The organism is Oceanisphaera psychrotolerans, assembly GCF_001870485.1.
GTDB lineage: Bacteria > Pseudomonadota > Gammaproteobacteria > Enterobacterales > Aeromonadaceae > Oceanimonas > Oceanimonas psychrotolerans.
In genome coordinates this window covers 32492-52144 of record NZ_MDKE01000011.1, presented here as the reverse complement: position 1 = coordinate 52144, position 19653 = coordinate 32492, and the positions used below count along the sequence as shown (strand labels likewise).

23 protein-coding genes are annotated in these 19653 nt (G+C 59.8%); 9 read left to right on the top strand and 14 right to left on the bottom strand.

All coding sequences use genetic code 11. From position 1 onward, the window contains the following. Positions 1-31 precede the first annotated feature (31 nt). Together BFR47_RS04450 and BFR47_RS04445 are read left to right on the top strand one after the other, a co-directional pair. Complete coding sequence (locus BFR47_RS04450; RefSeq protein WP_217645441.1) at positions 32-439, top strand: GlcG/HbpS family heme-binding protein; 408 nt, start codon at positions 32-34, stop codon at positions 437-439. Positions 440-530: 91 nt separating this feature from the next. Beyond that, complete coding sequence (locus tag BFR47_RS04445; protein ID WP_071471951.1) at positions 531-1298, top strand: IclR family transcriptional regulator; 768 nt, start codon at positions 531-533, stop codon at positions 1296-1298. Between the two features lie 61 nt (positions 1299-1359). Here BFR47_RS04445 and pdxR read toward each other — a convergent pair whose 3' ends face one another. The 3 genes from pdxR to hmpA all read right to left on the bottom strand — a co-directional run bounded on the left by pdxR (position 1360) and on the right by hmpA (position 4950). Further along, positions 1360-2847, bottom strand: coding sequence for a MocR-like pyridoxine biosynthesis transcription factor PdxR (gene pdxR / locus BFR47_RS04440; protein ID WP_071471950.1), 1488 nt, complete (start codon positions 2845-2847; stop codon positions 1360-1362). A 370-nt stretch (positions 2848-3217) separates the two neighbouring features. Beyond that, positions 3218-3592 carry a glutathione S-transferase N-terminal domain-containing protein gene (locus BFR47_RS04435; RefSeq protein WP_071471949.1) on the bottom strand — a complete coding sequence of 125 codons (375 nt, stop codon included), beginning with the start codon at positions 3590-3592 and terminating at the stop codon, positions 3218-3220. 161 nt (positions 3593-3753) lie between these two features. Further along, positions 3754-4950 (bottom strand): NO-inducible flavohemoprotein, encoded by a 1197-nt coding sequence (gene hmpA / locus BFR47_RS04430; protein WP_071471948.1) that lies wholly within the window; start codon positions 4948-4950, stop codon positions 3754-3756. Positions 4951-5160: 210 nt separating this feature from the next. Here hmpA and BFR47_RS04425 point away from each other — a divergent pair, with 210 nt between their 5' ends. Next, a complete protein-coding gene (locus BFR47_RS04425; protein ID WP_071471947.1) occupies positions 5161-5751 on the top strand; it encodes a DUF4202 domain-containing protein in 591 nt (196 codons plus the stop codon). Positions 5752-5956: 205 nt separating this feature from the next. Then, entirely contained in the window at positions 5957-7297 is a 1341-nt protein-coding gene (locus tag BFR47_RS04420; RefSeq protein WP_071471946.1) for a Na+/H+ antiporter family protein, read from the top strand. 82 nt (positions 7298-7379) lie between these two features. Here BFR47_RS04420 and BFR47_RS04415 read toward each other — a convergent pair whose 3' ends face one another. Continuing rightward, positions 7380-8285 carry a LysR substrate-binding domain-containing protein gene (locus tag BFR47_RS04415; RefSeq protein ID WP_071471945.1) on the bottom strand — a complete coding sequence of 302 codons (906 nt, stop codon included), beginning with the start codon at positions 8283-8285 and terminating at the stop codon, positions 7380-7382. A gap of 94 nt (positions 8286-8379) precedes the next feature. On the opposite strand from BFR47_RS04415, the gene BFR47_RS04410 reads away from it, so the two are divergent. After that, positions 8380-9225 carry a phytanoyl-CoA dioxygenase family protein gene (locus BFR47_RS04410; protein WP_245748795.1) on the top strand — a complete coding sequence of 282 codons (846 nt, stop codon included), beginning with the start codon at positions 8380-8382 and terminating at the stop codon, positions 9223-9225. Between the two features lie 67 nt (positions 9226-9292). Here the strand turns inward: BFR47_RS04410 and BFR47_RS04405 are convergent, their stop codons facing one another. From BFR47_RS04405 to BFR47_RS04385, 5 genes are all read right to left on the bottom strand, one after another. After that, entirely contained in the window at positions 9293-9610 is a 318-nt protein-coding gene (locus BFR47_RS04405; protein WP_071471944.1) for an AzlD family protein, read from the bottom strand. Then, positions 9607-10317, bottom strand: a complete 711-nt coding sequence (locus BFR47_RS04400; RefSeq protein ID WP_071471943.1) for an AzlC family ABC transporter permease — start codon at positions 10315-10317, stop codon at positions 9607-9609. The genes BFR47_RS04405 and BFR47_RS04400 overlap by 4 nt, the downstream gene beginning before the upstream one ends. A gap of 96 nt (positions 10318-10413) precedes the next feature. After that, complete coding sequence (locus BFR47_RS04395; RefSeq protein WP_175514059.1) at positions 10414-10776, bottom strand: lysozyme inhibitor LprI family protein; 363 nt, start codon at positions 10774-10776, stop codon at positions 10414-10416. Between the two features lie 129 nt (positions 10777-10905). After that, positions 10906-12573, bottom strand: a complete 1668-nt coding sequence (gene ettA / locus BFR47_RS04390) for an energy-dependent translational throttle protein EttA (RefSeq protein ID WP_071471941.1) — start codon at positions 12571-12573, stop codon at positions 10906-10908. A 242-nt stretch (positions 12574-12815) separates the two neighbouring features. After that, the gene (locus BFR47_RS04385; protein ID WP_071471940.1) at positions 12816-13007 is read right to left on the bottom strand and encodes a hypothetical protein; all 192 of its coding nucleotides are present in this window, start codon (positions 13005-13007) and stop codon (positions 12816-12818) included. A gap of 261 nt (positions 13008-13268) precedes the next feature. Here BFR47_RS04385 and BFR47_RS04380 point away from each other — a divergent pair, with 261 nt between their 5' ends. Continuing rightward, positions 13269-13868, top strand: coding sequence for a YitT family protein (locus BFR47_RS04380; RefSeq protein WP_071471939.1), 600 nt, complete (start codon positions 13269-13271; stop codon positions 13866-13868). Positions 13869-13929: 61 nt separating this feature from the next. On the opposite strand, the gene BFR47_RS04375 is transcribed toward BFR47_RS04380, so the two are convergent. The 3 genes from BFR47_RS04375 to BFR47_RS04365 are packed head-to-tail and all read right to left on the bottom strand — an operon-like array spanning position 13930 to position 15278. Continuing rightward, positions 13930-14355: an ExbD/TolR family protein gene (locus BFR47_RS04375; protein WP_071471938.1), complete on the bottom strand. Its 426-nt coding sequence runs from the start codon at positions 14353-14355 to the stop codon at positions 13930-13932. Next, on the bottom strand, positions 14352-14972 hold the full coding sequence (locus tag BFR47_RS04370; protein WP_071471937.1) for a MotA/TolQ/ExbB proton channel family protein: 621 nt from the start codon (positions 14970-14972) through the stop codon (positions 14352-14354). The genes BFR47_RS04375 and BFR47_RS04370 overlap by 4 nt, the downstream gene beginning before the upstream one ends. Before the next feature lie 3 nt (positions 14973-14975). Then, complete coding sequence (locus BFR47_RS04365) at positions 14976-15278, bottom strand: energy transducer TonB (protein ID WP_071471936.1); 303 nt, start codon at positions 15276-15278, stop codon at positions 14976-14978. A gap of 38 nt (positions 15279-15316) precedes the next feature. On the opposite strand from BFR47_RS04365, the gene BFR47_RS19005 reads away from it, so the two are divergent. Both BFR47_RS19005 and BFR47_RS04355 read left to right on the top strand, forming a co-directional pair. Next, entirely contained in the window at positions 15317-15607 is a 291-nt protein-coding gene (locus BFR47_RS19005) for a hypothetical protein (RefSeq protein WP_071471935.1), read from the top strand. Between the two features lie 277 nt (positions 15608-15884). Continuing rightward, complete coding sequence (locus tag BFR47_RS04355; RefSeq protein WP_071471934.1) at positions 15885-16322, top strand: CBS domain-containing protein; 438 nt, start codon at positions 15885-15887, stop codon at positions 16320-16322. A gap of 97 nt (positions 16323-16419) precedes the next feature. On the opposite strand, the gene BFR47_RS04350 is transcribed toward BFR47_RS04355, so the two are convergent. Further along, complete coding sequence (locus tag BFR47_RS04350) at positions 16420-16983, bottom strand: helix-turn-helix domain-containing protein (protein WP_071472209.1); 564 nt, start codon at positions 16981-16983, stop codon at positions 16420-16422. 126 nt (positions 16984-17109) lie between these two features. Between BFR47_RS04350 and BFR47_RS04345 the strand changes: the two genes are divergently transcribed. Next, entirely contained in the window at positions 17110-18270 is a 1161-nt protein-coding gene (locus BFR47_RS04345; protein WP_071471933.1) for a benzoate/H(+) symporter BenE family transporter, read from the top strand. Positions 18271-18301: 31 nt separating this feature from the next. Here BFR47_RS04345 and BFR47_RS04340 read toward each other — a convergent pair whose 3' ends face one another. Then, a complete protein-coding gene (locus tag BFR47_RS04340) occupies positions 18302-19618 on the bottom strand; it encodes a DEAD/DEAH box helicase (RefSeq protein WP_083399005.1) in 1317 nt (438 codons plus the stop codon). Positions 19619-19653 lie beyond the last annotated feature (35 nt).

Sequence of the window (19653 nt, the reverse complement as noted above, 5' to 3'; positions counted from 1 at the left end):
TCTTTTTTGAACACCGATAAAGGGGTTGTCGTTGATCATCAATACCATGACTGTCGCGGCGGCCTGCCAGACCACGGTCGAGCTGGCCAGCCAGGACGGGGGCCAACCGGTCTGTCTGGCGGCCGTTGATGCTTCGGGTGCCCTGATTTATCTGTACCGGATGGACGGGGCGCCCGAACGACTGATCGCTATCGCCCTGGGCAAGGCCTATACGGCGGCCAGGATGGGGGTGCCGACCGCCATGTTCAGACAACGACTGCTGAAGGAGCAGTTGTCACTGGCCGATTTTCTGGATGACAAGTTCACCTCTCTACCCGGCGGACTGCCGTTGTTCGAGGGGGAGCGACTGATCGGCGCGGTCGGCGTCAGTGGCCGCACGCTGGAGGACGATGTCGTCCTTTGCCAGCGGTTTGCCGAGCGGATCCGGACTCGAGAGTGACGTGACGGGGAATGGGACCCACCTGATTACGGCTGCATCGCAACCGGGTGGCCCTGTGATAAACTGCGGGAATATCCATACAGGAGGGCTTATGAGCACATCAGCAAATGCGACCAATTCCACCCTGCTCCGTGCCTTTGCCTTGATAGAGGAAATGCTCAGGGAAGACAGGGCAACTACGGCGGCAGACCTGTGTCAGCATCTGGATGTGCCCAAACCGACGGTGCACCGGATCATCGGTCAGCTGGAACAGGAAGGCCTGTTGCAGAAAGAACCCGATGGGCGCCATCTCAGCCCGGGCCCTCGTCTCAGAAAGATGGCCCTGGGGGTATTGGCCCAGCGCAGCGTGGGGGCGCCGCGGCGAGCCGTGCTGCAGCGGCTGGCAGATGAGTTGGGCGAAACCTGCAACATCACCCTGCTGGATGGCCATGAGCTGGTGTATTTCGAACGGGTCGAAACCAACTGGCCGGTGCGGATACAACTGCGTCCGGGCTCGCATCTGCCCCTGCACTGCACCGCCAGCGGCAAGCTGTTTCTGGCGCTGATGCCGCTGCACCGGCGCAAGGCGCTGCTGAGCGGACTTTCTCTGGATGCCCACACCCGGCACAGCATTACCGACAGGGCATTGCTGGAACAGGAACTGGAGAAGATCGCCGATAACACCCTGAGTACCGATAATGAAGAGCTGATTGACGGCATGGTGGCGATTGCCGTGCCGGTCTACGATGAGGTCGGGCAAATTCGTGCCACGGTGGCGGTGCATGCACCGACCATACGCAAACCCCTGGCCAGCCTGATGGAATGGGCACCGACCCTGCGCCGTGCCGCCGCCCAGTTACAGGCCGTACTGGATCTGTAACTCCCCCCGTTTTCACGCAGAATACCGTTTTGTGCAGCATCAAGGAGACCATCGGGCTCCTTTATGCTGCCGTTTCCGCCTGTAGTTGAGCTTTGATCCTGGCCAGCAATTTGATGCCCGGTTCTATTTTTTCGAGCGGGATAGCCGACAGGCCTATCTTGAGGTAGTTCTTCGGCAGGTGACTGCCGAAATGGTAGCTGTCGGCGGAGATCAGCAGCAGCCCCTCGTGCGCCGCCTTCTGCTTCAATTGACCGGCGTCCATGCCGGCCGGCAGTTCCAGCCAGCAGGAGGAGCCGCTGATGGCGGAGCTGCGGCAATCGGGCAGATAAGCCTCCAGTGCCCGGGCCAGGCATTCCCCCCGCTCCTGAAATACCCTGGCCAGCTTGCGCAGCAGGGCATCGTGGTAGCCCTGCGCCAGAAACAGGGCCACGGCCCGCTGGTTGTTGAGCGGTGGATGACGCAGCATCAGCTGACGCAGGTTGCGCACTTCCTGGATCAGCGCCTTGGGGCCAACCAGAAAGCCCATACGCAGCCCGGGCGCCAGGGTCTTGGACAGGCTGCCGATATAAAGTACCCGCTCGGCCTGATCCAGGCTCTTCAGCGCCGGGGTCGGGTGGGTATCAAAGTTCATTTCCATTTCATAGTCATCTTCGATGACGATGAAATCCTGCCGCTGGGCTTCTTCCAGCAGGGCGAGCCGTCGTGCCAGTGGCATGGTGACGGTGGTGGGACACTGATGGCTGGGGGTCAGATAGATGGCATCGCATTCGTTAAGCTGTTCATCAACCACAAGACCGTCCGGGTCTACCTGCAGGCTCTTCACCCGGGCGCCGAATACCCTGGCGATATGACCGGCACTGACATAGCCGGGATCCTCGATACCGAAGCAGGAGCTGTTATCCAGCAACAGCTGGGCCAGCAGGTAGATGGCCTGCTGGGAGCCGACCGTAATCAGGATTTCATCGTTGTTGGCCTGTATGCCCCGGCTGGGGAGGATGCGTTTCTGCAACTGCTCGATCAGCAGGGGATCATCGCTGTCGTAACGGTCCGAGCTCCAGTCGCGGATCGCCTGCACGCTGACCGCATCCCGCCAGCATTTCCGCCAGTTGTCGATGGGAAACAGGCTGGTATCCAGCTGACCGTAGACAAAAGGATACCGGTAGCTCTGCCAGGAGTGAGACTGACTGGCATTGGGTTGATGACCCGGGTGCACTTTCAGTCGTTGCCGCCAGTCCACCTTGACGACCTCCGTATCGGCGGGCGTGGCCGGTATGGTTTTATTCGCCTCGATACCGCCGGTGGTAAATTGCGGATTGACGTAATAGCCGCTGCGCTCGCGGGAGGTGAGATAGCCGTCGGAGACCAGCTCGTCATACACCAGCACTATGGTATTGCGTGCCACATTCAGGTTTTTGGCCAGGCTGCGGCAAGAGGGCAGGGGCTTGTCCTTGGGTAAAAAGCCGCCCAGAATCGCACTGACCAGGTGCTCCCTCACCTGCTGCTGCAGGGTCGCCTGGCTGTCTCTGTCAAGGTGGAAAAGTGCCGACATCCTTGTGGTCTCCGTAATGATGGTGGACGGTGGAGAGCCTTCGGTGAGGGGGCTCCCGGGCTCTGAGTCCGTGATACGCATATTCTCTGCCAGAGGCGCTGACCCTGCCTATCCTTGCATAAAATAGAGACGGGTTGTATTGAAAATTTATTGGTGAAGGGCGTCAGATGCGGAAGAGTGATTCACTCGACAGAAAATGACGAGCAGAGGGGGGCCGTCTGCTGCCCGAACGGATAAAAAGATCGGTCGGAACAGGCAAGGCGTCCTTATCGACTGGCCGACGGGGCGGCCGGAAGCAAAGCACCGGGCCGGCTGACCATCTACCGACCCGGTGAGCGGGCGCCGCTGGTTTTACGCGAGCGCCAACGACTCAGGCTTGCTGGCCAAAGCGCTGCTGCAGGTAGGCAATGATGTCGCTGGACTCATACATCCAGCGGCTGTCGCCATTTTCCTCGATGCGCAGGCAGGGGGACTTGATGCGTCCACCACCGGCCTGCAGTGCATCCCGATGCGGGGAGCCGGGCTGAACATTACGCAGTTCGATGGGCAGGTTCAGCTTGTGCATGGCCCGACGCACCTTGATGCAGAAGGGACAGCGCGGCAGCTGATACAGTGCCAGCTGTGCACAGGCGGCTTCCACCTGCTGCTGGGCCTCTGGCGTTCTGCGCATCTTGGTGGGACGAGTGATCAGGTCCCCTACCTGCAGAATGCCCCCGATTCCATTACGTAATATTTTTACCAACATGACGGCTCCCCCGTATTCTGATCGAACAGTGGTGATCAATGAGTTGTGATGAAAGGGGGAGATTGTATCTGAAAAGCGGCGCTGTTTTCGCTATTTCAGCGAGGCGCCGGCGGCGTTCTGTTCTGCCGCCGGCATCCGGTCTTGCGGTGTGATGGTATCGGTCAGAGGTTCTGATGCGGGCCGAATACCTCGTAATGCAACTGTGCTTCGGCAATGCCCCAGCCGGACAGGGTGTTCTTGACCATGGCCATGAAGGGCAGCGGACCACAGAAGTAGTAATGGGCACCGTTCAATGCGATGGCGTCTTTTACCTGGTTCAGATCCATCAGCCCCTCGGCGTGATAATCCTCGGCCGGGCGGTCGCCGGCGGTCGGAGTGCGGTACCAGACATGGGTATTCAGGTTGGCGTGGGCCTGGCGGCGCTGGCGAATATCATCCTTGAAGGCATGCTGGGCGCCGTTGTCGCAGGCGTGCAGCCAGTGGATTGCGGCCTGATGTTCCTGTTTGAGCAACTGATCGAGCATGGCGCGCATCGGGGTCAGACCGACACCGCCGGACAGCAGTACCACCGGGGTCTCCGGGCTTACGTCCATGAAGAAGTCGCCCGCCGGCGGCAATGCCTGCAGTCGATCGCCGACCTGCACCAGATCGTGCAGGAAGCTGGAAGCCACGCCGCCGGGTTCGCGTTTAACGGCGATGCGATATTCCCGGCCGTTGGCGGCCTGACACAGGGAATACTGGCGATATTCCTTGTGCTCGAGTTCGGGGCTGCTCAGGTGCAGGTTGAGGTACTGGCCGGGCAGGTAATCGGCCACCGCGCCACCATCTTCGGGCACCAGCAGGAAGCTGGTGATCTGTTCGCTCTCTATTCGCTTTTCTTTCACGACGAAGGTGCGATGACCGCGCCAGCCGCCATCTTTCTGTTCGCTTTGTTGGTACAGCTGCTCTTCACGACCGATAAAGATACCGGCCAGGGCGCCGTAGGCCTGGGCCCAGGCGTCGATGACTTCGGGCGTGGCGGCGTCGGGGGCCAGTTCCCTGATGGTTTCGAGCAGGTGATGGCCGACGATATCGTATTGCTCCGGCTGAATGGCAAAGCCGGTGTGCTTGTGGGCGATGCGTTCGATGGCCGCACTCAAGACCGCCGGGTTATCGATGTTTTTGGCATAGGCCAGCACCGCGGAAAACAATGCCGCCGGCTGACGACCGGATGCCTGATGGCTGAGGTTGAACACGTCTTTCAGTTCCGGGTTGTGGCGGAACATGCGCTGGTAAAAGTGCTCGGTCAGGGCGGTGTTGGCCGATTCCAGCAGGGGAACGGTGCTTTTGACGATCTCGATGGTGCGGCTGTCCAGCATGATAAGTCTCTCTTTAATTGATATATAGGATGCAACTTTCGATCGCATCTTATAGATATATCTGAAATGCATCAATATGAAATCCGCATTTATCGGCGAGGCATGGCCGCTGCCGGCCGCTGAAAAACGGCTAACTCCCTGATTGTCGCTTGCATTTACCGACCCAGAGGTAACAATGCTTTTGTTGTTTTCCTCGCAGGATGTCAGGTGATGAATAAGGAATCCCGTTTACAGCAAGTTATGGCGTTGATTGATGCCGAAAACCGTGAAGATCCCAATCAGGAGCAGGCCGACGGCCAGAGCTGGCCCAGGGAATATCTCTATAGTCGGCGAATGAGCGAGAAACTGGCCGAGTTTGTGCCCGACGCCGCCGAACTGCTGCAAATTGCCTGTCGGGCACAGCATATCAGGCGCTGGAGTATTCCCCGGGCCAGTTACCCGATGGACAGGGCCGGTTACAAGCAGTGGCGCACCGAACTGGCGAAGTTTCACGGCGACTTGACCGCACAGTTGATGGCCCGCGTCGGTTACGACGAGGGTGATCAGCAGCGGATAAAGGATCTGCTGCTGAAAAAGCAGCTCAAGCGAGACCCGCAGGTACAGGCGCTGGAAGACGTGATTTGTCTGGTGTTCATCCATTACTACCTGGAAGACTTCGCCACCCGTCATAGCGAAGAAAAGCTGATCGACATTATCCGCAAGACCTGGGGAAAAATGTCACCGGACGGCCATGCCGCCGCGTTGCAGATTCCGCTTAGCAGCGAAATTCAGGCCCTGGTGGGCAAGGCGCTGCAGGGGTAGTCGTCAAGGCCGGCGAGTCGGGTGACAGTGAGGCGGCATGGGCAGGGTTCGTCGCCATCATATAGCTAAAAGACAATGTACTTCATATAGAAACTATATGGATAATGAATGCCCTCCTGATGTTAAGTTTTTGTAAGTGCCCGGCGATGGTCGGGCACGAACGATGATTGATAAAGGGACTTGATAACATGAGGGAGAGGATTCTATGAATGCCATTGTTCTGGCCATCCTGGTGATGGTCGCGCTGTGTCTTGCCCGGGTATCGGTTGTATTTTCGCTGGTGGTGGCCGCCCTGGTAGGGGGCCTTTGGGCCGGAATGTCGGTAGATCAGGTGATTGGCGCTTTTAACGAAGGACTGGGTAGTGGCGCGACCGTGGCGCTGGCCTATGCCACCCTGGGGGCCTTTGCGGTGGCGCTGTCGCGCACCGGTATTACCGAACTGGTGGCCAGCAAGGCCCTGGGCTGGGTCGGCTCTCGGCGTGAGCCGGGCCAGTTGAGCGGCGTCAAGTGGTTGATGTTCGCTGCCTTGATCATCGTCGGTGCCGCCTCCGGTACCGTGATACCGGTACATATCGCTTTTATCCCCATTCTGGTACCGCCACTGCTGGGGCTGATGAGCATGCTGAAGCTGGACAGACGCGCCGTGGCCTGTGTCATCACCTTCAGTATCACCATCATGTACATGACCACGCCGGTGGGCTTTGGCACCATCTTCCTCAACGATATTCTGACCAACAGTGTCAATCAGGCCGGTGACGAGCTGGGTATGCATGTCACGGCGTCCATGGCACCCAAGGCGATGCTGCTGCCTGCACTGGGCATGTTGTTGGGCCTGGGGGTGGCGGTGCTGTTCAGCTATCGTCGGCCACGGGAGTATCAGCAACAGACGGTCGCGACCGTCGACGACAGCAAGCAACAAACCCGACTCAGCCGCAAGCAGCTGTTCATGATACTGGCGGCCATCGCGGGTGCCTTGATTGTGCAGCTGATGACCGGCTCCATGGTGCTGGGCGGTTTGCTGGGCTTTGCTCTTCTGTCGATGAACGGCCTGTTCAAGTGGAAAGATCAGGACGATGTCTTTACCCAGGGTATGCGGCTGATGGCGCTGGTGGGTTTCATCATGATTGCCGCTTCCGGTTTTGCCGGCGTAATGAAGGCGTCGGGCGCGATTCCCGAGCTGGTAGCCGGCTCGGGTGAGCTGATTGGCAACAGCCCGGCGATGGCGGCGCTGGTCATGCTGCTGGTGGGGTTGTTCATCACCATGGGCATCGGCTCGTCGTTCTCCACCATTCCCATTATTGCCGCCATCTATGTGCCACTGGCGGTCAGCTTTGGTTTTTCACCGTTGGCGACGCTGGCGCTGGTGGGCACCGCCGGCGCTTTGGGGGACGCAGGTTCTCCGGCGTCCGACTCCACGCTGGGGCCGACCGCCGGCCTGAATGCGGACGGTCAGCACGATCATATTCGTGATTCGGTGATCCCCACCTTCATTCATTACAACATTCCGCTGGTGATCTTCGGCTGGATAGCGGCACAGGTGTTGTAATCCACACGCCGTAAGCCGTAAGCCGTAAGCCGTAAGCGGGGAGTCCCAGGGTTCAAAGCGAACCCTGGGCCTTCCCGCTTTTTCATGGCTTCTCGTTCTGGTTGGTGACCTGGTCGAGAAACAGCTGGGCGGGAATGGAGAGAGGAAACTGGCGGGAGCGGGCCAGTACGACTCGTTGGGGGGGAACGTCGTCGTTCAGCGGTACGCAAGTGATGGGGGCACCGTCGTAGCTCTGATCGCCGGCGGGACGGGTGCAGGACAACGCCACCCCATGGCCGTGGGCCACCAGGCCCCGCTGCATTTCGAACGAGGCGGTGGTGTGGATATGGCTCGGCTGCAGATCCCGGTGCCAGAACAGCGACATGAAATACTCCCGGGTCAGCGGCATGTCCTGCAGTATCAGGGTTTCTTTCGCTATTTCTGCCAGACTCAGCATCGGTTCAGCTGCCAGTCGATGATTGGCGGGTAGCAGGGCGTAGGGGGGCAGTTCGTCCAGCACCCGGGTGTCCACTTCCTGCGGCAGACCCAGCGCATAGCTCAGGGCCAGCTCGGCCTTGCCCTGAGTCAGGGCAAGGCTGACGCCGGCCAGATCCTGTTCCTGCATCACCACTGTTATTTTGGGGTAGCGGCGTTCGAATTCGCTGACCAGCCGGGGCAGATAATAAGGCGCAATATCCCGGAAACAGCAGATGACCAGTTGTCCTTCCACCTCTGTGTCGTCCTGTTGTAACCGGGCCAGCAGGTTATGCGACAGGGTGAGGATCTGGCGGGCTTCCTTAAGTAATGCTTCTCCTCTGGGGGTCAGGCTGACCCCCTGGCCGCGATGGCGCTGAAACAGCGGCTGACCGAGCAGGCTTTCCAGCTGATGAATGGCGATAGACACCGACGGCTGAGACACATGCAACGCTTCGGCGGCCTTGCTGATACTGCCGTGCTGGGCCACAGACACAAAATAGTTCAGTTGACGAAAGGTGAAGGGGATAGCCATTTACCTATGTACCTCATATGTAAATTGTATTTTTATACTATGTAACGCGGGTGCTAAAGTCGATTCATAGTTCATCGAAGGGAAGGAATACAGCATGAATATGTCGGTAACCAAACAGAACTCAACCGAAAAGCACTCCCCCGGAAAAAAGTGGCTGACGGAAGAGCAGAAGGTAGCCTACGAGCGCGATGGCGCCATCGTGATCAAGGGCGTGTTCAAGGACTGGGTTGAAACCCTGCGCGCCGGTTTCGACAAGGTGCTGAACGACCCAGGCGAGCATGGCCGTGAAAACGTCACCGGTACCGAAACCGGCCGCTTTTTTGAAGATTACTGCAACTGGCAGCGTATTCCCGAGTTCAAGCGGTGGATAGAAGAATCACCGGGGGCGGCCATCGTCGGTGAAGCCACCGGTTCCGAGCGGGTACAGGTGTTTCACGAGCATATTCTGGTGAAAGAGCCGGGCACCTCCAAGGCCACCCCCTGGCATCAGGACTTGCCCTATTACTGTGTCGAAGGCGATCAGACCGGCAGTTACTGGATACCGCTCGATCCCATCACCCCGGAAAACGCCCTGCAGGTGGTGCTGGGCTCGCATCGTTGGCCCAAGCTGATACGCCCGAGCAAATGGTCGACCAATGCCTCCTGGTACAAGGAAGACAGTCATTTCATGGAAATGCCGAATATCGACTGCGGTGACTTCGAGATCATGATCCCCGAGATGGAGCTGGGTGATGCGCTGCTGTTCAACTTCAAGACGGTACACGGTGCCCCGGGCAACCAGACAATGAATCGTCGCCGGGCCTTCTCTACCCGTTTCATGGGGGACGATGTACGTTATATCGACCGTGGCGGCGCCACTTCACCGCCCTTTGATGGCATTAATCTGAACACCGGCGACAGGATGCGGGAAGACTGGTTCCCTGTGGTGTGGCGGCGTTAAGCCTGACTGTAAACTGCAAAAGCCCGCCGAACGGCGGGCTTTTGCGTTGAGCGGATGCGATTGGTGGTTAACTACCGAAGAACTGCCGGCCGAGTGCCGCGGCGATAATGCCGGCGGTAATGGCCGGCAGCGGTTTTCTCAGCACCAGCATGGTCAGCGCCGTGGCCAGCAGCGCCGCTCGGGCGCCGATATCGCCGTTCACCGCCATGGGGGTAAGAATGGCTATCAGCACCGAGCCGGACATGGCGCTGATGAATTGCTGCACCCGGCGATTGATGGGGATCAGCGACATCACGAAGACGCCGCCCCAGCGGGTGGCGAGGGTGACGACGGCCATGACGCCGATAATCAGCAGGGTGCCCGAGCCGGCGGTATCCAGATTCATTTTTTCTCTTTCTCCATCCACAATGCGCCGACCAGACCGCCCGACAGGGCTCCGACCACCACATGACTGTTGGCGGGCAGCCACCAGTAGGCCATCATCGACGATATACCTGCCACACACCAGATAACGAGGATGCGCAGATCCTTGCGCCCGCCCAGGGCCATGGCCAGCAGGAAGCAGCCCAGCACCATGTCCAGCCCGATGCTGAACGGGTCTTCGATGGCGCTGCCGAAATACAGGCCGAGCCAGGTGCCCAGCATCCAGAATGACCAGATGGCCAGGCCACCACCCAACAGGATGCCCAGGGCCCGCTCGCCCTTGTGAAAGCCCTGCATCGCCATGGCCCAGTTGGCATCGGAGGCAAGCAGCATGATGCCGTAACGCTTGAGCGGAGAGATATGCTGCAGCCAGGGATAGAGGCTGGCGCCCATCAGCAGATGACGGGCATTGATGGCGAAGGTGGTGATAATCAGGGGCACCAGCGGCACCTGGGTGCCCCACAGCTCCAGGGCGGCAAACTGGGAAGTACCGGCAAACACCAGCGCGCTCATCAGCACGATGTTGCCTTCACTCAGACCTTCCTGCGCGGCGGCCAGGCCGAAGGCCAGACCGAAGGCGGCCACAAAAAAAGAGAGCGGCAACAATTGCTTGAAGCCAAGCCAGGTATCGGCCGGCTCCAGCCTGGCCTGTTCGGCATAGGTGTGCATAACGGTCTCGGGATCCATGCTTTACAAAGCGGACAGGATACCATCACGGAAGGAAGGGGGCGAGGAAAGGTCCGGGACTAACAGGTACCGACCTGGTTATTGCGCGGCGTCATCCCGATACATTCTGGTCAGCTCGGCCGTTCTGTGCTCGGTCAGTTCGCGTAACGCCTGGGAGTGGATCAGCGGCCGGATCGATCCGCCGGTGTAGGCGCTGGAAACCAGCTCGGCCTGGGCGTCACGAAATTTGAGCCAGGCTCGCTGGGCGACTTTAAGCTGTTGCTGGCGCTTCGGCTGGAGTGATCTCATCAGCTGTGAATAGGCCTTGTTCAGCGCCAGATCGGCGGCTGTATATTGCCGGTTGGCCGCCTGATTCAGTTCAAGCTGGGTTGCACTCTGGCCATACCCCGGGGGGAGGAACATGAAGTACGCCAGCATTGGCAGGATAAGTACGGTTTTCATTTTGTCCACCGACAGGTGACTGTTGCCCATAAGGCAATATTAGAAGGTATTGCCGTTGTGTGTGCCCGGTGGTTGGCAACAAAAAAGCCCGCATCATGCGGGCTTTGGTCTTTATCATCAGCAAAAAGCTTATTTGGCGATTTTCTTGTACTTGATGCGGTGCGGCTGCACGGCCTCGGCGCCGTAGGTTTTCTTCTTCCAGTCTTCGTATTCGGTGAAGTTGCCTTCGAAGAATTCCACCTTGCCCTCGTCCTTGTAATCCAGGATGTGGGTGGCGATACGGTCGAGGAACCAGCGGTCGTGCGAGATCACCATGGCACAGCCGGGGAATTCCAGCAGGGCGTTTTCCAGGGCGCGCAGGGTTTCGACGTCCAGATCGTTGGTCGGTTCATCCAGCAGCAGCACGTTGCCGCCGGTCTGCAGCAGCTTGGCCATGTGCAGACGACCACGTTCACCACCGGACAGCTCGCCAACCCGTTTCTGCTGGTCGACGCCCTTGAAGTTGAACCGGCCGAGGTAGGCGCGGCTGGGAATTTCCAGGTTGCCGATGCGCATCATGTCCAGACCACCGGACACTTCTTCCCATACGGTCTTCTTGTCGTCCATGCTGTCACGGAACTGTTCGACCGAGGCCAACTGCACGGTATCACCCAGGGTGATGCTGCCGGAGTCCGGCTGCTCGGCGTTGGTGAGCATGCGGAACAGGGTGGACTTACCGGCGCCGTTGGGACCGATGATGCCGACGATGGCGCCCTTGGGAATGCTGAACGACAGATCGTCGATCAGTACCCGGTCGCCGTAGGACTTGGTCAGGTGCTCAACGTTGATGACATTGTCGCCCAGGCGGGGGCCGGGCGGGATGAACAGCTCGTTGGTCTCGTTGCGCTTCTGGAAGTCCTGATTCTGCAGTTCTTCAAAGCGGGCCATACGGGCCTTGGACTTGGCCTGACGACCTTTCGGATTCTGACGAACCCATTCCAGTTCTTTCTGGATCGATTTCTGGCGGGCGGCCTCGGAAGACTGCTCCTGGGACAGACGAGCGTCTTTCTGCTCCAGCCAGGAAGAATAGTTGCCTTCCCAGGGAATGCCTTCGCCCCGGTCCAGCTCCAGGATCCAGCCGGCCACGTTATCGAGGAAGTAACGGTCGTGGGTAATGGCGACCACGGTGCCTTCGTAATCGTGCAGGAAGCGCTCCAGCCAGGCCACGGACTCGGCGTCCAGGTGGTTGGTGGGTTCGTCCAGCAGCAGCATGTCCGGCTTTTCCAGCAGCAGCTGGCACATGGCGACCCGGCGGCGTTCACCACCGGACAGCTTGCCGATGGTGGCATCCCAGGGCGGCAGGCGCAGGGCGTCGGCGGCCCGTTCCAGCTGGTTGTCCAGGTTGTGGCCGTCGTGAGCCTGAATGATGGCTTCCAGTTCGCCCTGGCGCTTGGCCAGCTTGTCGAAGTCGGCGTCCGGATCCGCATAGGCGGTATATACCTCGTCCAGCTCTTTCAGGGCGCCGGCTACTTCGGCTACCGCTTCTTCTACCGCTTCTCGTACGGTCTGCTCCGGCTTCAGCTTGGGTTCCTGAGGCAGATAACCGATGTTGATGCCGGGCTGGGGACGGGCTTCGCCCTCGATTTCGGTATCCAGGCCGGCCATGATGCGCAGCAGGGTGGATTTACCTGCGCCGTTCAGACCCAGTACGCCGATCTTGGCGCCGGGGAAAAACGACAGGGAGATATTTTTCAGAATATGACGTTTGGGCGGAACTACCTTGCCCACGCGATTCATGCTGTAAACAAATTGAGCCATTTCACTTTATCCTGATAATTCAGAAGATTAACTGATTGCCTGACGGGTTTGAATGAGGGCTAGGCCCCAAGCCGGCAGCCAACCGGACAGCGATGGGGTATATGGTACTTGGCTGGGCGCGGAAAGCCAGTGCGTGAAGAAAGAGAAAGCGGGAATTTCACTGACGTGTGGTCAGGGGGGTGACACAGAACGAAAAAGCGGGAGTGGATAAAGGAGGTAAGGGGCGCGTCCTTGCGTCCGGATTATTCGTCGTCCCGTCTGCTGCTCCAGCGAGTGAGGCTGGCCGAGATAATGGTGTTGCCGAAGAACCCCCAGTCCATCCAGGTCGGTTTGTCGGCATGTTTGTCGATACTGGCGGCAGCGCCCAGCAGTGGCAGCCACAGGGCGGCCAGCAAGGAGCAGGTCACCACGCCTTTTCTTATTTTGATTTTCATAGCGGCACTTCCATTAACAGGACTACCACATTTATCACGCCGGTTTGACGGTGGTAAGTGAAATACTTTACTCGTCAGGCACTGACATTTTTCATGCCCGGCAGCCAGATGGATTGGCAACCGTTGCCGGCTGCTGTTCTGCAGGGTTTACAGGCGGCACGCCAGGCTGACAGCAGACCAGGCGGCGATCTCGCTACTCCCCGTTTCACTTCCCGTACACCGGCATTAGCATAGGATCCTCTGTTATCAAGGACCCCAAAAATGAACGTTAAACACCCCCTGCTTGAAGATGTTATTGCGCTGCTATCGGGTACCGCCATGGTGGCTTTGGGCGTGTTGTTGCTTAAGCAGGCCGAGCTACTGACCGGTGGCACCGCCGGTCTGGCGTTGCTGCTCAGCCGCTTGACCGAGGTGGGATTCGGGCTGTGGTTTTTCCTGTTCAACCTGCCGTTTTATCTGCTGGCCTGGTTGAGAATGGGGGCGGGCTTTACCCTCAAGACCTTCATCAGCGTCTCGCTGGTGTCCTTTTTCAGTGAACACATGGAATGGGTGATCAGCCTGAACAGGATCGAGCCCCTGTTCAGCGCCCTGATGGGTGGACTGCTGATCGGTGTCGGCATGCTGATCCTGTTTCGTCACCAGGCCAGCCTGGGCGGCATCGGCATTCTGGCCCTGTATCTGCAGGATCGTTATGGCATTCGTGCCGGTAAGGTGCAGATGGCGCTGGATGGTCTCATCCTGTTGATCTCCTTCACCATAGTACCGGTCTACCTGTTGCTGCTATCGGTACTCGGCGCCGTGTTGATCAATCAGGTGCTGACCATCAACCACCGACCGGGCCGTTATAACGCCATGGCCTGAGTTGACTTCTGGTGCAGGCCATCCTGATGAGGCCTGCACCGCGGCGTCAACGCCATAAACCTTACTGCCCATCCTCCATCAGGATCTGGGTGGCCTGGATCTGGTGCTCCTGCAGGAAGGCCAGCAGCTTCAGCATGTTGTCGACGGTCACCTCCTTGTCGGAGGCCAGTACCAGCTCGGCGTCTTTCAGCGTGGTCAGCTGACTCTGCAACACCGGCTTGAACTGTTCCCAGTGTTCATACTTTTCGCCCTGCAGGGCCCAGGCCGGCGAGCCGGCCAGCAGGTTGATGGTAACCGTCTTGTTGTCCTGCACGCGGCTCAGCGCCTCGCTGTCGGTCTTGGGCAGATCCACCTCCAGCGATTGCAGCGGAATGTTGGCGGTGAGCATCAGAAACACCAGCACGATAAAGATGATGTCGAGCAGCGGGGTGATATCCGGGCTAAGGGAGCGCCAACCGGAATGGGGAGATTCGGGGCGGCCTATCATGAGCGAGCTTCCAGCCGGATCCCTTCCAGATGCAGATTGCACCGGTTCAGCTCGTCGGTCAGCCTGTCGAGCAGGCGATCGGCCCAGAGTCCAAACAGCTGGGCACCGGCAATGGCGGGCAGGGCGATCAGCAGGCCGGCGGCGGTGGTGCTCATGGCCAGCCCCAGGCCATCGGCCAGCAGCGCCGGGGTCACCGGTTCGCCGCTTGCTCCTATGCTTTTGAACATCTCTATCAGCCCCAGCACGGTGCCGAGCAGACCCAGCAGCGGGCTTATCACTCCCACCAGGGTCAGCACCCGCAGGCCGGCGTGCAGTCGGCCTCGCTGCTGCTGCAGCCAGACCGAGGCGAGATCTTCCCGGGTGGTCTTGTCACTGGCCCGGTGCCGCACCAGCAGGCTGCAACCTTGCAGGATCAGCGATCTGGAGGCGGCAACGTCTGCCTCCGGATAGGCGCTGCCATTCAGGCGCAGTTGCCGCTTTTCCTGCTCGCCGCGCAGGCTGGTCCACAGCAGGGACAGGCTTCGTTCCAGCCACAGTGCCAGGGTGATCAGCGAACAGAGGATCAGCGGCCAGCTCATCGGGCCCAATTGTTGATGCAGTTGATTCAGAAACGACATGATTTAGTCCAGTTTGAAACGAATGGGAATATGAACGCGGTGAGCCAGGGCCCGGCCGTTTTCCACATAGGCGGAAAAGCGCCATTTGGCGATGGCCTTGAGGGCCGCTTTATCGAGCAGTCGGGTGCCGGAGGAGCGGGCCAGCACCCGTTTGGTCTGTTTGCCCTGTTCATCCAGCCACACCTCCACCAGCACGGTGCCTTCCAGCCCCCGGCGGCGCGCCTGGGCCGGATAGGAAATGGGCGCCGGCCGGGTTTTGAAGCGGGGTGTTTCGATGCGCTTTGGCGCACTGTCTTTGGTCGCCATCGGTTGCGGTTTCGGCTCAACTGGCGGGAGACGGCGGAGTGGGGGTCGGTTCCGGCTCGGGCCGGGGCTCGGGCACCGGTTGCGGCTCCGGTTGGTGGACCGGCTTCGGTGTGGGCGTGGGTGCCGGTGTCGGCTTTGGTTTCTGCACCGGCTTTGGTGTCGGTTCAGGCTTTGGCTCGGGTTTCGGCTCCGGCACGAGTTCAGGCTCGGGCGCCGGGGTGACCACCGGCTCCGACCTGGTTACCGCCGGCAGCATCTGTACGCTGATTGGCCCCGGGTTGGAGTCGGGTGCCATGGACATGACCTGCTCTTCTCGCTCCATGGCCTGAGCCAGCAGTCCGTGCAGAACAAGCGAGGCCAGTGCAAACAGGGTGTAGCGTCGAAAACTCAAGATAAATCCCCGGAACGATAAAGAGAATGATGGGTTTCTGGAGCCATAGAATACGTATTTTCAATACGATGTCTATTGCTATTCTTAATGATAATGAATTGCATTTGGTTCTTGTGGTGGCAGGGAGCCGTTGGTTTGCTACCTGATCGACTCTGTGCCACAACATAATGCATACTGTTAAGTGACTTAATTGGACAAACAAGGAAGGACGACCCATGGCTGCAACGACTGTAGGCGATATCATGGCCCGCGATTTACTCACGCTGGATCAGGCCGCCACCCTGAAAGATGCTCATGATCTGATGCGGGAAAAAAGCATCCGTCATATTCCGGTGGTGGACAAGCTCTCCGGCAAACTGCTGGGCGTGCTGACCCAGAAGCGGATGATCGCCACCGTGATGAGCCTGTTATCGGACTATGGCGTCAGTGCGCTGGAACGGCGCGAGCGCCAGTGCCGGGTGGTGGAGATTATCGATCCCGATGTCGAGAGCGTGGACGTCAAGGCGCCGCTCACCGAAGTGGTGCCTTTTTTTCTGAAAAACAGACATGGTTGCCTGACGGTGGTGGACGACGAGCAGCGTCTGACCGGTATCGTCACCTCTTCCGACTTCGTGCGCCTGTGTGCCGAACTGCTCAAGGATCGGCCCGCATAGCGGTGAGTCGTAAACGATCAGCCTGTATTTAAGTGTGTATTTAAGCTCGGTCTAAACAATCGGACAAAGGGCCTGTCGTGATCAGTAAAAAGCAGGCTCATGTCGCTGGATAGTGGATCAGGTTATAGAACACCGCCGGTTCGGTCCCCGGGTTGCGATAACCGTGGGGCTGGTCGGCGTGAAAGCGCACCGCCGCTCCCGGCGCCAGTGGCTGCCATTGTCCTTCCAGTAACAGTTCCATTGCTCCCCGCTGCACGATGACGTGCTCGATCACTCCGCTGTCGTGGGGATCGGACCGGCGCTCGTAACCGGGCAGCAGGGTCAGCTCCAGCATCTCGAAACCAAACCTGCCTTCGAAGGGAAACAGGGGCGCCACCAGCATGCCGTCACCGGCCGGTTGCTGGCGCAGCGTTGCTGCCTGTCGGTAGAGCGGGCCGGGGTGGGGCTCGGGTGTCGGCTCCAGAAAGGTCGACAGCGAGGTATGAAAGCCGCCGGCGATTTTCCACAGGGTGGCGATGGTGGGGCTGGACTCGCCGCGTTCGATCTGCCCCAGCATGGCCTTGCTGACCCCGGTTTCACTGGCGCATCTGTCCAGGCTCCAGCCCCGCTCCTTGCGCAGTGCTCGCAGACGAGTGGCAAGATACTGATTTGGCTCCTGCATGGTATTTTCCTGACTGATGTTGCTGTTGTGCGTTATAGCATACATTTGTTAGCATGGCGCTCTTCGGGTTGTGCGCTATAGCGCACGGCTCCCTTAGCTCACCTTCCTTAACCAAGGATACCGGATATGCGTGCGGTCATCAGTCTTTCCCATTTTTCGGCCGGATTTATCGCCGTGCTGGTCGGCTATACCAGTTCGGCGGCGATTATCTTTCAGGCGGCGGCGGCCGCCGGGGCCAGCCAGGCCGAGATTGGCTCCTGGATGTGGGCGCTGGGTCTGGGGGCGGGGATCACCAGTATCTGGTTTTCCCTGCGTTACCGGGAACCGATACTCACCGCCTGGTCCACGCCGGGCGCGGCGCTGCTGGTGACCGCCCTGGCCGGGGTGCCGATGAGCGAGGCCATCGGCGTCTTTCTGTTCAGTTCGGCGTTGATCCTGTTGTGCGGGATGACCGGCTGGTTCGATCACATCATGCGACTGATGCCGGCGGGACTGGCGGCGGCCATGCTGGCGGGGGTTCTGCTGAATTTTGGCCTGGGGTTGTTTGCCTCGGCACAGACCCAGCCCTGGCTGGTGGGGGCCATGGTGCTGACCTATCTGGCCCTGCGTCGGCGTCTGCCCCGCTATGTTATTCCGCTTAGCCTGCTGGTCGGGCTGGCGGTGGCTGGCGCTGGCGGTTTGCTGCGCTTTGATGACTTCGAATGGCAGCTGGCCCGGCCGGTACTGATGACGCCGAGTTTTTCTCTCGCCAGCCTGCTCGGTATCGGACTTCCGCTGTTCATGGTGACCATGGCCTCGCAAAACGTGCCGGGCATCGCCGTGTTGCGGGCCCATGGCTATCACACTCCGGCGTCGCCGCTGATTGGCTGGACCGGGATGGCTGGCCTGTTGTTGGCGCCCTTCGGCGGTTTCGCCCTTAACCTGGCGGCGATCAGTGCGGCCATCTGCATGGGCAAGGAAGTCGACGCCAGTCCGGGTCAGCGTTACAAGGCGGCGGTGTGGGCCGGGGGCTGTTATCTGTTGATGGGGTTGTTTGGTGCCACCGTGGTCGGGCTGTTCAGCGCCTTGCCGACAGAGCTGGTGATGGCCATCGCCGGCCTGGCCCTGCTTGGTACCATCGGCAACAGCCTGACGGTGGCGATGGCAGATGAGCAGGAGCGGGACGCGGCGCTGCTGACCTTCATGATCACCGCCTCGGGCGTGGCGCTGTTCGGTATCGGCAGTGCCTTCTGGGGCCTGGTGATCGGTGGCGGCGTGCACTGGCTGAACCGGCGCCACCAGCCCTAAAGAAAAACCCCGCGAATGCCGGGGTTTGGTGTTAGTCGTCGTGGCGGCCATGGCGCTGAGGCTGGTTCGGCCTGTTGCTGCGCGGTGCCTTGTTGTTGGCGTTGCGCGGGTTCTGGCCGCGACCGCCGCCGTTGCCTCTGCCGCCATTACCACGGCCACGGTTGTTGGCGCCGGGTTTTTCTATGGGCGGCTGCTGGCTGTCTGGCAACGGCTCGTAACCGGGCAGAATTTCCAGCTCGGCGCTTTGCTTGATCAGCTTTTCGATGGCCTTGAGCAGCGGCTTTTCTTCAAAGCACACCAGCGACAGGGCTTCGCCTTTAATACCGGCACGACCGGTACGGCCGATACGGTGTACGTAGTCTTCGGCCACATGAGGCAGCTCGTAGTTGACCACATGGGGCAGCTCGCTGATGTCGATGCCACGGGCGGCGATATCGGTGGCCACCAGTACGCGCAGCTTGCCTTCCTTGAACTGACTCAGGGCACGGGTACGGGCACCCTGGCTCTTGTCGCCATGAATGGCCATGGCCGGCAGGCCGTCTTTGTCGAGCTGCATCGCCAGGCGGTTGGCGCCGTGCTTGGTGCGGGTGAACACCAGCACCTGTTGCCAGTTGTTGTGGCCAATCAGGTAGCTGAGCAGGGCGCGCTTGCGGTTCTTGTCCACGCCGTAAAAACGCTGGGCAATGGTATCGGCGGTGGCGTTGCGGGTAGCCACTTCGATGTGTTCCGGCTCGTTGAGCAGGTCTTCGGCCAGCTGCTTGATCTCGTTGGAGAAGGTGGCGGAAAACAGCAGGTTCTGCCGTTTGGCCGGCATCTTGGCAATGATACGGCGAATGTCGCGGATAAAGCCCATGTCGAGCATGCGGTCCGCTTCGTCCAGCACCAGCATCTCGATGCGGGACAGGTCGATGGAGCGTTGAGAGACGTGGTCCAGCAGCCGGCCCGGAGTGGCGACCACGATGTCGACCTTGCGGCCCAGTGCCTTCATCTGCGGGTTGATGCTGACGCCACCGAACATGGCCAGGGTGCGCAAATCGCTGTGCTTGGCGTAGGCGCGCAGGTTTTCTTCCACCTGGGCGGCCAGCTCGCGGGTGGGGGTCAGCACCAGGGCGCGAACCGGAGCACGGCCATTGGCCAGTGGTTGAGCCTTGGTTTCGCTCAGGCGCTGCAGCATGGGCAGGCCAAAGCCGGCGGTCTTGCCGGTACCGGTCTGGGCGCCGGCCAGCAGATCGCCGCCCTTAAGCACCAGCGGAATGGCCTGGGTCTGGATGGGGGTCGGCTCTGTGTAACCACATTCATTAATCGCTTGAACGAGCTGGGCGTTCAGGCCGAGGGAAGCAAAAGACATGAGACTCCGAACAAATAAGGTCCTGGCGGACGATT